This window comes from Microbacterium plantarum, assembly GCF_035231185.1.
In the GTDB taxonomy this organism is placed as follows: Bacteria; Actinomycetota; Actinomycetes; order Actinomycetales; family Microbacteriaceae; genus Microbacterium; species Microbacterium plantarum.
Genome location: NZ_CP141117.1, coordinates 1,946,899 through 1,961,991, shown reverse-complemented (window position 1 = coordinate 1,961,991; position 15,093 = coordinate 1,946,899). Strand labels below are relative to the sequence as shown.

Annotated in this window: 16 protein-coding genes; 15 read left to right on the top strand and 1 reads right to left on the bottom strand. The window is 68.8% G+C overall.

The window, feature by feature from the left end; translation table 11 throughout:
- Positions 1-10: 10 nt before the first annotated feature.
- The gene (locus tag VC184_RS09365) at positions 11-1,243 is read right to left on the bottom strand and encodes a toll/interleukin-1 receptor domain-containing protein (protein ID WP_323985907.1); all 1,233 of its coding nucleotides are present in this window, start codon (positions 1,241-1,243) and stop codon (positions 11-13) included.
- Between the two features lie 199 nt (positions 1,244-1,442).
- On the opposite strand from VC184_RS09365, the gene VC184_RS09360 reads away from it, so the two are divergent.
- The 15 genes from VC184_RS09360 (at position 1,443) to VC184_RS09290 (ending at position 14,921) form a co-directional block, all read left to right on the top strand.
- The gene (locus VC184_RS09360) at positions 1,443-2,714 is read left to right on the top strand and encodes a DNA methyltransferase (protein ID WP_323985905.1); all 1,272 of its coding nucleotides are present in this window, start codon (positions 1,443-1,445) and stop codon (positions 2,712-2,714) included.
- Positions 2,707-3,348 carry a terminase small subunit gene (locus tag VC184_RS09355; RefSeq protein WP_323985904.1) on the top strand — a complete coding sequence of 214 codons (642 nt, stop codon included), beginning with the start codon at positions 2,707-2,709 and terminating at the stop codon, positions 3,346-3,348. The genes VC184_RS09360 and VC184_RS09355 overlap by 8 nt, the downstream gene beginning before the upstream one ends.
- Positions 3,296-4,966, top strand: coding sequence for a hypothetical protein (locus VC184_RS09350; protein WP_323985902.1), 1,671 nt, complete (start codon positions 3,296-3,298; stop codon positions 4,964-4,966). Before VC184_RS09355 ends, VC184_RS09350 begins: the two co-directional genes overlap by 53 nt.
- A gap of 11 nt (positions 4,967-4,977) precedes the next feature.
- Complete coding sequence (locus VC184_RS09345; RefSeq protein WP_323985900.1) at positions 4,978-6,243, top strand: phage portal protein family protein; 1,266 nt, start codon at positions 4,978-4,980, stop codon at positions 6,241-6,243.
- Positions 6,240-7,526, top strand: coding sequence for a head maturation protease, ClpP-related (locus VC184_RS09340; protein ID WP_323985898.1), 1,287 nt, complete (start codon positions 6,240-6,242; stop codon positions 7,524-7,526). Before VC184_RS09345 ends, VC184_RS09340 begins: the two co-directional genes overlap by 4 nt.
- Position 7,527: 1 nt before the next feature.
- Positions 7,528-7,887 (top strand): DUF2190 family protein, encoded by a 360-nt coding sequence (locus tag VC184_RS09335; RefSeq protein WP_323985896.1) that lies wholly within the window; start codon positions 7,528-7,530, stop codon positions 7,885-7,887.
- 16 nt (positions 7,888-7,903) lie between these two features.
- Positions 7,904-8,827: a phage major capsid protein gene (locus VC184_RS09330; RefSeq protein ID WP_323985895.1), complete on the top strand. Its 924-nt coding sequence runs from the start codon at positions 7,904-7,906 to the stop codon at positions 8,825-8,827.
- Between the two features lie 2 nt (positions 8,828-8,829).
- Complete coding sequence (locus VC184_RS09325) at positions 8,830-9,099, top strand: hypothetical protein (RefSeq protein WP_323985894.1); 270 nt, start codon at positions 8,830-8,832, stop codon at positions 9,097-9,099.
- A gap of 376 nt (positions 9,100-9,475) precedes the next feature.
- Positions 9,476-9,802, top strand: coding sequence for a hypothetical protein (locus VC184_RS09320; RefSeq protein ID WP_323985892.1), 327 nt, complete (start codon positions 9,476-9,478; stop codon positions 9,800-9,802).
- 9 nt (positions 9,803-9,811) lie between these two features.
- Positions 9,812-10,132, top strand: a complete 321-nt coding sequence (locus VC184_RS09315) for a hypothetical protein (RefSeq protein ID WP_323985890.1) — start codon at positions 9,812-9,814, stop codon at positions 10,130-10,132.
- Complete coding sequence (locus tag VC184_RS09310) at positions 10,125-10,541, top strand: phage tail terminator protein (RefSeq protein WP_323985889.1); 417 nt, start codon at positions 10,125-10,127, stop codon at positions 10,539-10,541. The genes VC184_RS09315 and VC184_RS09310 overlap by 8 nt, the downstream gene beginning before the upstream one ends.
- Before the next feature lie 5 nt (positions 10,542-10,546).
- A complete protein-coding gene (locus tag VC184_RS09305) occupies positions 10,547-11,344 on the top strand; it encodes an IPT/TIG domain-containing protein (RefSeq protein ID WP_323985888.1) in 798 nt (265 codons plus the stop codon).
- 2 nt (positions 11,345-11,346) lie between these two features.
- The gene (locus VC184_RS09300; protein WP_323985887.1) at positions 11,347-11,790 is read left to right on the top strand and encodes a DUF7426 family protein; all 444 of its coding nucleotides are present in this window, start codon (positions 11,347-11,349) and stop codon (positions 11,788-11,790) included.
- Between the two features lie 80 nt (positions 11,791-11,870).
- Positions 11,871-12,080, top strand: a complete 210-nt coding sequence (locus VC184_RS09295) for a hypothetical protein (protein WP_323985885.1) — start codon at positions 11,871-11,873, stop codon at positions 12,078-12,080.
- A 3-nt stretch (positions 12,081-12,083) separates the two neighbouring features.
- Positions 12,084-14,921: a phage tail tape measure protein gene (locus VC184_RS09290; protein ID WP_323985884.1), complete on the top strand. Its 2,838-nt coding sequence runs from the start codon at positions 12,084-12,086 to the stop codon at positions 14,919-14,921.
- The last annotated feature ends 172 nt before the right edge of the window (positions 14,922-15,093 follow it).

Here is a 15,093-nt window from a genome sequence, read left to right as displayed (position 1 = left end):
CGCTGACGCTCTAGCCGTCGAGGTCGATGGGCTGCCACGACTCCATCAAGTCGAGGCTATCCGTTACTCGAGTCACGCCATTACGAGCCGGCCGCAACGCCTTTCGGAGCGGAACGGAGATCACTTCGGCGGGCTTGAGGCTATCGAGAAGGCTCGTCAGCTGGTCACGAACGGTGCCCATCCCTTGCAGGGGAGCTATAAGTTCGTTGTAACCCCTCGCGTACGCGGTTTCCGGCAGCAGGCTCTTGGTCAGCTGTCGCACACGCCGCATGTCGACGTCGAGCGCCTTGGTCACGTTGAGCATCTCCTCGCCCTGGGAGGCGAGCGCGTTGGCGGGCTCCTCGAAGGCACCAGCCGCCCGGCGACTCCACGCCTGCAACTGCTGCGGCGTTTGAGGCCGAGAACCTTGGTTACTCTGCCTCGCTGCTTCTCCCAATTGCTGCACAGTAGGTGTCAAGCTCGACGCGATGCTGGTGACGCGGTTCACGTTGTTCTGAATCGATTCCATGAGCTCTGCCAATACCGGACCATCGTCGTCGAGGTCGCCGTCACCGTCGGCGTCGTCGCTGGCGTGGTGGTCCCCGGCTTCGTTGGCTGGCTTGACCGGCTGCAGGTCGGCGCCGTCGAGCGTCGCGAGCCGCGCCTCGGCTGCGGCGTAAGAGTCCACAAAGCGGTCTGCCAGATGGGCCATCGTCACCTTCCACGCCGACGTGCCTGGATCGGACAGCACAGCGTCCTCGATCACCTCCCACTGGCGAGCCGCGGCATCACGCACTAGTTCATCGTCGGAGTTGCGATTGAAGATAGCCGGAGCGTTCAGGAGAAGCACCGGAAGGATGAGTTCTCGAACGCCGAGCGCCGAGGCATTCGAGTGAAAACGGTTGAACTCCCAGCGGCAGTTCTCGCTGTCCAGGTAGCTCGCGCTGAGCATGGGGATGAACACCGAAGCTCCGAGGATCCGAGTCTCGAGTTCGTTCTCCCAGATGTCGCCCCACCGGAGGTCGTCCTGGTCGAAGAAGGCCTTCACCTTGCGACCGGACTTCGCGTGAACGAAGTGGATAAGCAGCTCCTTGAAGTGGCGCACCATCTTGTAGACCTTGTCGTCAGCTCGTGCATAGCTGAGAAAGATCGTGATCTCGCCGTCCTCCGACTCACGCATGGTGCCGCTTGTCGTCGAACTGAGTGAACGGTTGTTCCCTTGTGCAGGGTTCTGCGGACGCTTGCCGCTTCGTGCCTTCGCCATAGTTGCCCCCCAGTGCTCACGATTGCTGCCCCCGACGGTAGCGGAACGGCGCGTTCGGTTGCGACGCCAGTTCGCTTGGACGCCCAGAAAATCCAGCAAGTCCATCGGGGGTGGACCAGAGCCCGGGGGAGCTGTCCTCTCTCCCCGGGCGATCTGCCCACCCCCATCACGCGCGCCCGCGCAGAAAAGAGGTCCAGCGATGCTGTCCGTGGTCCGTTTCCCCGTCGACGAGCTGCAGGTGTTCCATCGGAACCCGCGCCGTGGCGATGTGCGGGCGATCGCGGCGTCGCTGGATGCTCAGGGTCAGTACCGGCCGATCGTGGTGAACGTCGGGACGCTCACGGGGCGGCCGAACGAGATCCTGGCGGGGAATCACACCTACCTCGCGGCGTGCTCGCTCGGGTGGGCGGACATCGAGGCGACGACGGTCGACGTCGACGAGGCGACCGCGCACCGGATCGTGCTCGCTGACAACCGGCTCGCGGATCTCGGCGCGTACGACGACGCCGACCTGATCGCCGCGATGACGGCCGCGGGTGACCTCGAGGGCACCGGCTACACCGGCGCCGACCTCGACGCGCTGCTCGCCGCCGCCGACGAGCCCGTCTCGCTGACGGACCCCGACGACGTGCCGGCCCGGCCGGATGCCACGGACGCCGTGTCGCGCCTCGGTGACGTGTGGCAGCTCGGCCCGCACCGGCTGCTCGTCGGTTCGTCTGGCGACCTGGACGCCGTGCGCGCCGCGATACCGGAGGGCGTCGCGTTCGACTGCGTGTGGACGGATCCGCCGTACGGCGTCGAGTACGTCGGCGGCACCGGCCTGAGCATCCAGAACGACGGCGAGGCGGACGCGATCGCGGTGTCGGTCGCGTTCCTGGAGGTCGCCGCGCAGGTGTGCCGCCCCGGCGCGCCCGTCTACGTCGCGCACTCCGACGTGCTGCGCGTCCCGCTGCAGGCTGCGATGGGCCGGCTCGGCATCCGGTACCGGCAGACGCTGATGTGGGTGAAGGACCGCTTCGTCCTCTCGCGCGCCGACTACCACTACCAGTCCGAGCCGATCCTGGAGGGCGAGGTCGACCGCGACTTCGACCCGATCGCGTACGGCTTCACCGCCGGCGGCGATGGTCGCCTCGGCCGTGGCGGTCCGCAGTGGTTCGGCGACAACCGCTCGTCGACGGTGTTCGACGTCGCGCGGCCGTCGCGGTCCGCGGAGCATCCGACGATGAAGCCCGTCGAGCTGGTCGAGCGGATGCTGACCAACTCGTGCCGTCCGGGCGGCTGGGTGCTCGACGGGTTCGCCGGATCCGGTACGACCCTGATCGCCGCGCATCGCCTCGGTCGCCGCGCGATGGTCGTCGAGCTGGACCCGACCTACGCCGACGTGATCTGTCGCCGCTACCAGGAGCACACGGGCGTTCAGCCGGTGCGCGGGGGCGTGGCCGTGGACTTCTCGGAGATGGTCGATGCCTGACGTCGATCCGTCGAAGGCGTTGGCGCTGTTCCGTGCCGCGATCCCGTACGACACGATCGCGCAGCAGCTCGACTGCACGGTCGACGAGGCGCGCGATGCGGTCCAGGTCGCGATCGCCGCATCGCCGGTCGCGCTCGACCAGACCGCGTCGCGCATCCTGGAGCTCGAGCGCCTCGACGCTCTGCACCGTGCGATGTGGAAGAAGGCGATCAACGGCGACGTCGCAGCGACCGACCGCGTCATGCGGCTGATCGAACTCCGGCAGCGACTGCTCGGCGAGCCGAACCGCGTAAAGGACGCCATCACCGACGCCTTCGAGGACACACTCAAGGAGCTGAAGACCGAAGGCGCGGATGCCGCGCTCATCGCGTCATGCCGCCAGGTCGCTCGGCAAATCGACCACGCCGTCGCGAACGGCACGTCCCTCGAGGCGACCAAGGCGCTCTACCTGCTCCCGCACCTGTGGAACGGGCTGCGCGAGCTCGGCGCGACGCCGGCCGCGCGCGCCGCCCTGAACGCATCGGTGCCCGCACCCACCGACCCGCCATCCGGCGAGTCGACGTCCGACGAAGGAGGTCCGGTTGACCTCGGTAGCTTCAAGGACCGGCGCCGACGCGGGGGAGCTGCAGGCTGACCTGTCCGACCTCGTCGGCCGGGAAGAACCCCGGCTGTGGACGCGACCGCTGCGCCCGCTCACGGAGGAGACTTCGCTCGGCTTCGAGGTGATCGAGTTCGCGCTCGTGTTCCTCGGGGTCGACCTGTACCCGTGGCAGAAGTGGCTTCTGATCCATGCGCTCGAGCTGAACTCGGACGGCACCTTCCGGTTCCGCCGCGTCGTCGTGCTCGTCGCCCGCCAGAACGGCAAGAGCATGCTCGCCGCAGTACTCGCGGCGTGGTGGCTGTTCGTGGACTCGGACCGCTTCGAGGACCGCCTCCCTCCGTTCCGGTTCAAGGTGCTCGGCACCGCGCAGAACCTCGACACCGCTCAGGACGTGTGGAACCTCACGGCCCGCTGGTGCGACGAGGACAACGACGGCTGCGTGCCGGCGCTCGCGAGGGTGCTGTCGAAGATCCAGCGGAAGAACGGCCAGCCCGGCATCTACCTCCGCAACGGCGCACACTACGAGGTCCGCGCGGCATCCCGAAAGGGCGGCCGCGGCAAGTCCGCCGCCCGCGTCCTGATGGATGAGGGTCGCGAGCAGCAGACCTGGGATGCGTGGGACTCCGTCGCGCAGACCACGAAGGCCGTGTTCAACTCCCAGCTCTGGATGATCTCGAACGCCGGCGACGCCCGGTCGGTCGTGCTCAAGAAGCTCCGCGAGAACCTCATCGACGAGATCGAGGCGTGGCTCGAGCGCGGCATCGACGAGCTGGAGGCGTACGCCAACGGCGAGCTCGCGGCGCCGACGTCGGCCCTGTTCGAGTGGTCGGCGCCGGACGGCTGCGCTCTCGACGACATCGACGGCATCCTGCAGGCGAACCCGAGTATCGGGTACGGCGAGATCACGATCGAGATGATCCTCCAGGACTCGCGCGACATGCTCGAGGCGTCCTACCGCACCGAGGTGCTCTGCCAGTGGGTCACGTCGAAGGTCCGTTCCTTCATCGCCCCGAAGGACTGGCGGCAGCTCCACGTGCCCGTCTCCGAGATCGTCATCCCGCGAGGCACCCGCACGGTGTGGTCGATCGACACCTCAACGCCCGACAGGTCGACGACCTGGATCGGTGCGGCCGCGATGACCGCCGACGGACGGCCGTTCGCCACGGTGCGCCACCGCCGCGCCGGCATGCTCTGGGTGCCTGACTACATGGCCGAGCTCGCTGAGGCATCCGGCCAGCGCGAGGTCGTCATCCAGGCGCGCGGTACCGCGGCGGTCGAGTTCATCGAGCCGCTGAAGGCGCTCGGCCTGCACGTGCACGCGCTTGACGGCGGCACGTTCGCGACCGCGACCGGCCGGATCCGCGACCGCGTTCGGGATCGCCGGCTCGTTGTCGTCAATCAGCCCGCGGTCGACCTGGCCGTCGAGGGCGGTGTGGTCACGCAGTACGCCGAGAACCTCGCATGGTCGCGGCACAAGTCGCAGCCGGTGGACATCGCCGGGCTCGTCGCCATGACCGAAGCGCTCTACGGGCTCGAAGTACTCGAGCCTCCGGCGGCGCCGACCATCAGCCCGCCGCCGCCCGCGGCTCGCATCATCACCCGCGACGACGTCGCGAACGACGAAGAGAACCTCGCTCACGCAGCGTTCTGACAGGAGGTCCCGTGACCGAGATTGGATACCAGTCCGGCGGTGCCGTCCGATCGTGGGCGGGCCTGACCGCGGAGACCCACGAGACGAATCGCGACCTCCAATGGCCGCAGTCGCTGAACGTCTTCGATCGCATGCGCCGCGAGGACCCGCAGGTGAAGTCGGTCACGCGGGCGGTGATGCTCCCGATCATGCGCACGGAGTGGGCGATCGACGGCACGGGATGCCGTGACGAAGTCACCCGGCTCGTCGCCGAGGATCTCGGCCTGCCAATCAAGGGGCAGCCGCCTGTTGCGCCGCTGCGGACGAAGGGCCGCTTCTCGTGGAAGGAGCATCTTCGCCTCGCGCTGCTGGAGCTCATCTACGGCCACTCGTTCTTCGAGCAGGTCTACGACCAGTCCACGGGTCGCACGCGGCTGGCGAAGCTCGCCTGGCGACCGCCTCGCACCATCCGCGAGATCAAGGTGGCTCGCGATGGCGGCCTCGAGGGCATCTTCCAGTACGACGTCGATCGGATGATCGGCGTCGACCGGCTGGTCGCCTACGTCAACGAGCGCGAGGGCGCCAACTGGATCGGCGAGTCGCTGCTGCGGTCCGCCTACAAGATGTGGCTCCTGAAGGACCGGGTGCTCCGCATCCAGGCGCTCACGGCGGAACGGAACGGGCTCGGCCTGCCGACCTACACCAGCGCACCGCCGCCCGACGGCGCGACCTACGAGCAGGTCATGGCCTGGCTCAAGGAGGAAATTGACCGCGGCCTCGACATCGCGAAGAACGCGCGGGCAGGCGAAGGTTCCGGCGCCTCGCTGCCGCACGGTGCGCTGCTGAAGTTCCTTGGCGTCGAGGGCGACCTGCCCGATACCGATGCGCCGATCCGGTACTACGACGAGCAGATCGCGCGCGCAGTACTCGCGCACTTCCTGAACCTCGGAACCGAGACCGGATCGTGGGCTCTCGGGTCGACGTTCGCGAACTTCTTCACCGACTCGCTGAATGCCGTCGCCCAGCACATCGCCGATGTCACCCAGCAGCACGTCATTGAGGATCTCGTCGATAAGAACTGGGGCGTGACCGAACCCGCGCCCCGGCTCGTGCCCGCCCAGATCGGCGAGCGGCAACCCGTCACCGCCGCCGCGCTCGAGCAGCTGGTGCGCTCGGGTGTCGTTCGCCCTGACGACAAGCTCGAGGACTTCGCTCGCGACCGCTTTGGCCTGCCGATCCCGGATCTCTCGACCCGCCGGGAAGTCACCGTCCCACCAGCAGCCAAGGAGGCCGCATGACCAAGGAAGCGAAGCAGACGAACCGCTTCTGGGGGCAGAAGCCTGTCCCCACGACCAAGGCAGAGTTCTTCAACGCCGTCACGACGCCGGCACCGTCGGGAGACGGCACCGTGGCGACCATCCGCATGTACGGGCCCATCGACTCGTGGGGCGCATTCTGGGGCATCTCTACGAAGGACATCGGCCAGGTGCTCGACGCGATGCCGGACTCTGTGGACCAGATCATCCTGCGCATCAATTCGCCGGGCGGCGAGGTGTTCGAAGGTGTCTCGATCCTCAACATGCTCCGGGCGCACAAGGCGAAGGTCACTGCGGTCGTCGACGGGCTCGCCGCGTCCGCTGCATCCGTCATCGCGGCGGGATGCGACGACACGGTGATGTCGCCTGGAACCCAGATGATGATCCATTCGCCGTGGACGTTCACCCTCGGGAGCGCTGCCGAGCTGCGGAAGGACGCCGAGCGGCTCGATGGTATCGAGTCCTCCATCATCGAGATCTACGAGGACAAGGCCGGGGTCAAGAACTGGACCCAGCTCCTCGCCGATGAGACCTGGATGAACGCCACGGAGGCGGTGAACCTCGGTCTCGCTGACCGTGTCGCCGTCATTCCCGACGCCGGTGAAACCGAGACCGTCGGCGAGTCCGAACAGGTCATCGTCATCCCCGACGACGACGAGACCGACGACAGCGCTGCCGCGCGCGTCGTTCGGATCACGGCGCGCGCTGCGGCCGCGCCCTCCATGCCCCCCGTCTCGACCGAGCCGGGGTCCACCATCCGAAAGGAGAACGTCGTGGGATACGACGACCTGAAGGCTGGCTTCGCGCAGCGGCTCGGTGTGACCGACGCCGACCTGACCGACGAGTCGCTGCTTGCAGCGCTCGACGAGGCGCTCGAAGAGCAGACCGACACCAACCCCACCCCGGCCCTCGCGGTCGCGTCCGTCGAGACGCTTCCCGACGGCGCGATCGTCGTGGACAAGGCCGCGTACGAGGAGCTGCAGAGCAACTCGGCCGCCGGCCGCCGTGCGATGGATGCGATCGACGGTGCGCGCCGTGACGGCGTGATCGCGTCGGCGCTCCGCGAGGGCCGCATCGCTGCGTCCGCGAAGGACGACTGGCGTGCCCAGCTCGATAAGGACGAGGACGGCATCACGAAGCTGCTGGCCTCGTTCCCGAAGAACGCGGTGCCCGTGACGGAGATCGGTAAGGCCGACTCGCTCACGAGCGCTGACGACGCGCTCTACGCCTCCGCGTGGGGCTCCGACGAGAAGCAGGAGGCCTGAGATGGCTGACCACATCCACCTGTTCGAGCCCGGCGCGAAGATCACCTGCGTCGCCGGCGCCGACGTCATCGGCGGCCGCCTGGTCGAGATCAGCGGCCCTCGCGAGGTGTCGCCGGCCGCAGTGTCGAGCGTGAAGGTGTTCGGCGCCGCCGCGCGGGATGCGAAGGACGGCGAGGACGTCCTCGTGCTTCGCGGCGGCGTGCAGAACCTCGTGGCCTCCGCCGCGATCACCGCGGGCACCCGCATCAAGGCCGCCGCCGACGGCAAGGTGCAGGCCGTCGCAGCGGGCGAGACCGGCAACGGCCTCGCCATCACCACCACCACCGCGGCGGACCAGCTGGTCCAGGTCGCACTGGACTGAGAAGGAGAACGAACTGATGGGAAGCTCCCTGACGTACCCGGTCCCGGCGATCGATGACACCGCGGACCTCACCCCCGAGCAGATCCACCAGCTGCTCGGTTCGCAGTCGGCCATCGGCCGGCGCATCCGCACGCTCGCGGCTCAGCGCTTCATCTCCGACGCGCTGCTGAAGGGCCGCTTCCGCAGCATCGGCGGCGCGGTGCTGTACGAGAACGGTGACCCGCTGTTCGCGCCCGACGACCCCGAGTCGATCGCGCCCGGCGGCGAATACCCGCGCTCGCAGGTCACGGCCGGCGACCTCGCGGCTGCGCGAGTCGACAAGTGGGGCCGCGACGTGCCGGTCACCGACGAGTCGATCAAGCGCCGCGGCATCGACGTCGTCAATCGCGCGCTGCTGCAGCTCGTGAACCGCATGGTGAAGTTCGTCGACTCGGCGGCGCTCGGCGTCATCGCGTCGAAGATCACCGCCACGATCGCGTCGCCCGGTCCGTGGACCGACGTCGTGAACATCGTCCTCTCGGTCGAACTCGCGAAGGCCAAGGCGGAGGAGTCGGGCGAGGGTCACAGCCTCGACACCATCGTCCTGACGCCGACCGCCTACGCGAAGGTGATGGCGGCCTTCCTCCAGGCTGGCCTCCTGCCTCGCGAAGCCGCGAACCCGCTCATCACGGGCACGTGGCCGACGGTGCTGGACCTGATCTGGCTCCGCTCGCCGCACACGCCCACCTCCGCGCCGCTGCTCATCAACAGCGACGAGCTCGGCGGCATGGCGGACGAGGACCTCGGCGGCCCCGGCTACACGAAGGCGCTCCCGGGCGTCGAGACGAAGTCGATCCGCGAGGACAAGACCGACAGCTACCTGCTGCGGTCGCGGCGCGTCACCGTGCCGATCGTCCTCGACGCCACCGCGGGCGTCACCATCACCGGAACGGAGCTCTGATCATGGCAGCCAAGACCCGCCACCGTGTCACCGCGGTCATGATCGTCGCGAAGGTGCCCGGGGCGCAGGGCGGGGAGACCTACCTGCGCCAGGGCCGCTTCCTCCCCGACTCGGTCACCGCGGACGAGGTCAAGCGACTCAGGGGCCTGGGTCTCGTCGAGACCGTGAAGGTCGAGGACGCGGTGACCGACGAGGCTGCCGCCGCAGCCGCGGCCGCGAAGAAGGCAGCCGACGACGCCGCGAAGCAGCAACAGACGCCGCCGGCGTCCTGACCGAAGGGGCGATGATGCCGATTAAGCATTCGGATATCACCACGGACGAGGACCTCGGCCGTCGGGTGCTGGTGCGGGCTCGCATCATCGCCCCCTGCCTCGACTCGCTCGACACGGAGACGGAGGCGGGGAAGGATGCGATCGCGATCCTCAAGGGCGTGATCGCGGAGCTCCCCGCCGCCGGCTCCCGGCGTACACGGTCCCTGAGCCGCAACGGCACGTCGATGTCCTTCGAGGCGATCGACGCTGCGTTCGATTCCGACTCGCGCGCCTCTCTGCGTTCGCTGTGCGGCCTCACGTCCGCGCCTGGGCTACCACGGGGGAGCTTCCCCGTTGAGTCGCCCATGGCGCGCGTGTGGCCTGAGGGGCGGTATTCGTGACCTGGCCTGCTGCGTTCTTCTTCCCCGACAAGGTGCGCATCAAGGCGTACCTCGGGTCGGGCGGCGCCGGCGAGGTGTTCGCGGACGAGGTGCAGGTCGACGCTGAGGTCATCGACAAGACCGAGCTGATCCGCAGCGCGGACGGCGACGAGGTCGTGTCTTCCTCGCGCGTCACTGTCCCGCTCGAGACGATCGTTCCGCCCGGATCGCTCGTCACGCTGTGGCCCAGCCGTGGCTTCGAGCGGACGGCGAGCGTCCTCCAGGTGGCGCGGGAAGAGAACCCGCCGCCGCTGCCGTCGCACCTCGTGCTCTACCTGAAGTGAGGGGGCCCCGTGGCGAAGTTCAATCCGATCGTCACCAAGCTCGAGAAGTCGATCCAAGCGGGCCTGCGTGACGCCGGCCGCGCGGTGCTGAAGGTGTCGCGCGCGAAGTCCCCCGAGGACGCCGGCGACCTGAAGAAGGAGGGGTTCGTCGCGGTCGATGACCTGACAATGCAGATCGGGTATCAGTCGCTCAAGGCCCGCCTCAATCACGAGGACCTCGACTACGAGCACGACGACGGCCAAGCGAAGTTCCTCGAAGCAGCCGCCGACGAGGTCGATATCGGCCCGATTCTCGCCGCCCGGAACCGGAAGGACCTCGGCGGTGGATGACGCGGCCCTCACTAACTGGCTATGCGAGCAGCTGGGCTCCATCGACGGGTGGCTGTACGACGCCGGAGGATCCGCCGTCTACACGTCCGACGTCGTCGGCGTCCGTCAGGGCCGCCTCGCCGCGTCCCCGGACCGCGGCGTAGGAGTCCGCATCTACGACGGCTCCGACGACCCGGAGACCGGCACCAAGACGCGTCGCGCTCAGCTGCGATCCCGCGGTGCGCCCGGCGCGCTGCTCGGCGCCGACCAGATCGCGGATGCCGCGTTCGATCGCCTCTCGCAGCTCATGCGGGAGGGGGTCATCAGCGAGGTCATCCGCCTGTCGTTCTCGCCTGCGGGCGTCGACGTATCCAAGCGCGAAGAGCGCACCGACAACTACCTGATCATCTTCGACAATCCGGAGGCATAACCACCATGAACAAGCGCGTTCCCCTGCCCGAGGGCTTCGTCCGGGGCAAGTCCTACGAGTACGGCATCGACGTCAACCTCGCCCCTCGCGGCGAAGAGAAGATCTGGCAGCCGCTGCGGCGCATGTTCGGCTACCAGCCGAACGAGACGCCCACCACCAGCGACTCCCGCACCTACGACGACCTCGGCGCTCAGAACAACAGCGTCGACGCCTGGTCGTTCGGCGCGTCGGTGTCCACCCACGTCAACCGGTCCCGGACGACCGGCGAGTACCTGCCGGAGATCGAGGCGCTCCTCGATCGCATCCGCCCCAGCGCCCTCGACGAGGACGCGGAGATCGAGATCCGCGAGTACCACAAGCCGGCCAAGGGCGCCCCGAACCTCCGGGACGCGCGGCAGGGCTACGTCACCGTCGCCCGCCAGCGCGGCCAGACCGGCGCCGACGGCCAGACCGAGACGTGGAACTGGACCTTCACCGGCGTCGGCTCGGCCACCGAGATTGAGAACCCGTGGGGCGGCTGGGACGGCGACGCCCCCCTCGTCTCCCACGTGGACCCGATCAGCGGACCCGCCGCCGAGCTCGTCACCCTCCGCGGCACCGGATTCAAGGACGGCCTCGGCGCCGTCCTCGTCACCGGCGCCGACGGCGTGAAGTTCGGCGGCGCGAACGCCGTCGACTACACGGTCGTCAACGCCACGACCATCGTCGCCCTCGTGCCCGCCGGCGCGGACGGCCCCGCGCCCATCACGGTCAAGACCGTCAACGGCACATCCACCGCCCGGCCCTTCACCCGGACGGCCTGACCGTGGCCACCGCGGTCGACTTCGCCGAGTGGGCCGCGCCGGATCTGAGACTCACGCTGGGGGAGCGCACCTACAAGGTCGCGCCCCCCAGCGTGAGCCGGGCCCGGAAGATCATCGCGCTCGCCGCTCGAGCGGAGATCAATCTCCGCATCGTCAAGGGCGAGCTCGACGAGGACACTCGCGAGGTCATCGACAGCATCGGCCCGATCGAACGCCCCGGCCTCGGCAAGGCAGCCGCCAAGATGGCCGCCGACGACATCGACGTCGAGACCATCGACCGGATGGAGTATTACGCCATCTTCTACTGGGCGCGCGGCAAGATCTACGCCGACGCCATCGCCATCGCGCTCTGGGCGCCGCGCGCGGATGCCCTGGACGGCGGTGACGCGCCGGCCCCAAAAGCGCGGACGCGCTCACCTCGAAAGAGTGGGCGCAGTACGGCGTAGGCGAACCCATCGACCACGACGAGGCTGGCATCCCGATCTACGCCGACTACCGGCTGCCCCCGGAGATGCAGGCGCCCGCCATGACCCGGGCGCCCGAAGTCGAGGTCGACGGCTCGTGGGTCGCCCTCATTCGCCACTGGCGTCTCGTGGTCGCTGACCTCCGCAAGGAGGAGGGTATCGACCTGTACTCGCCGGCAGTGCTCGCCGGGTCGTGGCTACCCGTCCGGTCCGCGATCTTCTCGCTCCTCGACTCGCCGACGCGGCTGAGGAGCGCACTCACCCGGAGGTGATCCATGCCCGCTCTGCGCGCCGCCGAGCTCGAGGTGCTCTACACCGCCAACACGGTCGGGGTGCAGAAGGGCGAGAAGGAGGTCAAGGACTCCGCTGAGCGGATCGAGAAGAAGCCGGTCGTCAAGAAGGTCGGCGCCGACACCAGCGACGCCGTCGCGGGCATGGACCGTGTCGAGGCCGAGGCTAAGAAGCTCGTCTCCGAGCGCGCGGTGCTTCAGGTCGAGGCCGACATCACCCGCACAGAGAAGAGCCTGCAGCGCGCACGCGACAAGGTCGAGGACCTGCAGATCCGCGGCGAAGCCGGGTTCGAGGTCACAGCCGAGACCAAGCGCGCCGAGGCCGCGGTCGCCCGCCTCGAGCAGCAGGCCGAGCGGCTCGGCAAGCTCCGCGAGTCGATCACGGTCGAGGCCGAGACAGAGCGCGCCGAGAGCGGCCTCAAGAGGTTCCTGGCCCTCTTCAAGCGCGAGGCCGAAGACGCCGGTACCGAGTCCGGCCGGTCCCTGTCGCAGGGCCTCGACACCGCCACCCGCGGCGCGGGGGAGAAGGTCGGGCAGGTCGTCGGCGGTGACATCGAGGGTTCCCTCATCGCCGCGCTCACCGCGATTCCGATCGCCGGCGGCATCGTCCTCGGCGGCGTCGCGATCGGCAAGGCCATCGCCGCCGGCGTGCAGGACGGACTGCAGCAGGAGGTCAGCTTCGACCGCCTCGAGGCGCTCACGGGCATCAGCCCCGAGCAGGCGATGCGCATCGGCCGGGCTGCCGGCGAGGCGTACACCAATGTCTTCGGCGAGTCGATCGAAGCGAACATGGACACCGCACGGCTCGCGCTGCAGTTCCGCATCATCGACCCCGACGCCTCCAACCGCGACGCGCAGAAGGTCGTCGAAGGGCTCTCCGGCATCGCCGACGTCCTCAGCGAAGACGTCCGGCCCGTCGCGACCACCGTCACGCAGCTGCTGCGCAACGGCCTCGCCGGGTCGGCGCAGGAAGCGTTCGACCTGCTCGCCACCGGTGCCCGCAACGGCCTCAACGCCAACGAGGACCTGCTCGACACCCTCACCGAGTACCCAACCCTGTTCCGTCGCCTCGGCCTCACCGGACCTGAAGCGCTCGGGCTCATCAACCAGGGGCTCGCCGCCGGAGCCCGCAACAGCGACCTCGCCGCCGACGCGCTCAAGGAATTCCAGATCCGCGCGACCGACGCCTCCGAGCTCTCGGCCGAAGGTTTCCGCTCGCTCGGACTCGACGCCGAGGAGATGACCGCCAAGATCGCGGCCGGTGGCCAGGGCGCGCGCGACGGGCTCGACGAGGTCCTCCGCAAGCTGCGCGAGACCGAGGACCCCGTCCTGCGCAACGCCGCCGCCGTCGCCCTCTTCGGCACCCAGGCCGAGGACCTTGGCGACGCGCTCTACGCGATGGACCCCTCCAACGCCGTCGCGTCGCTCGGCCAGGTCGAGGGCGCCGCGCAGCGCATGTTCGACACCCTCGCCGACAACGACGCGACCAAGATGGAGCAGGCTCAGCGCAACATCGAGGTCGCCGCCGACGGCATCAAGGGTGCTCTCGCTGCGGCGTTCTCGGACCCGCTGCAGGACTTCGCCGACTTCGTGTCGCAGAACCGTGGTCCCGTGCTGCAGTTCTTCCTCGATATGGCCAACGGCGCTCTCGACTTCGCCGAGACAGCATCCGACGGGTTCGGTGACTTCGTCACGGGACCGCTGCGAGAGACGCTGCAGGGGCTCCGCGACTTCGTCGAATGGCTGCCTGGCGATGCCGACCTCGAAGGGCTCGACGCGGTCATCGAAGGAATGGGCGACGTCGACAAGACCACCGACGCCATGTCCGACAAGATCGCGGACGCGCGGGACCGGCTCAACGAATTCGCCGAGCCCGCGGTCAGGATTGGCTACCTCAACGACGCGCAGCTTCGGCTCGCTGAGGCGATCGACATGGTCGGGGAGTCCGCCACCGAAGGGCGGTCGCTCCTCGACGGACTGACCGAGGCGCAGGACGGCAGCACCCGGGCCACGGGTGAGCTCGACGCGCAGATCCGTTCTGCGGTTGACGCGCTGATCGCGCAGCAGACTGCGGCCGCGGCAACCGGTGAGGAGCAAGACGCTCTCAGCGGCCGGTGGCGCGATGGTGCCGGCGCGATCGCTGAGCAGCTGCAGCAGATGGGACTCACCGAGGTGCAGGCGTGGAAGCTCATCGCCGCGTACGCCGGCATCCCGGAGTCGGAGGTCACCGAGATCCTCTCGAACGCTCCCGACGAGCAGTCGAAGGTGCAGGCGCTCGTCGACCGGGTCAACACCATCCCCGACGGCGCGACGACGATCTACGCGGACACATCGCCCGCCGAGGAGGCTATTCGCGCGCTCCGCTCGAGCATCGCTGCCGGCGCCACCCTGGGCGTCAACGTCGCAACCGTGGGCGCGCGCGATCGACCCGGCGGCGGCCAGTTCGCCAACGGCGCGATCGTCGAGTTCATGGCCGCCGGTGGTCTCCGCGGCCTGCGTCCGATGGAGCCGCTCGCGCAGATGGTCCCGGCAAGCTCCTGGCGCGTCGTTGGCGACCGAACGGACGTCCCCGAGGCATACATCCCGCTCGACGGGTCAGCACGCTCGCTGGCGCTCCTTGCGGAGACAGTTCGTCGGATGCCGGGGCTCGAGATGCAGAGCCCGGGAGACAGTGCCCCTCGGCACGTCTCCGTGTCGCTGGCAGGAGCCGTGTTGACCCTCCTGGTCGACGGGCAGCCGATCCGCGCTGTCATCCAGGAACAGATCGTTGGCTCCCGTGCCGAGTCCGGGCGCCGGCTGTCGAGTGGGGAGTCGTCAAGGTGATCGTTTCGCTCATCGCGCACGCCGACTTTGTCCCCGTACCCCGGGTGGAGGTCCGGCTGCAGGACGCCCCAGCACTCCAAGGCGGATCGCCCGGGGAGACGGGGCCCGTGTTGAGCGGCGGAACGCCCTCGGTGATCGGTGAGCCGATTACTGGGGGTGCGGCAGCCCAACT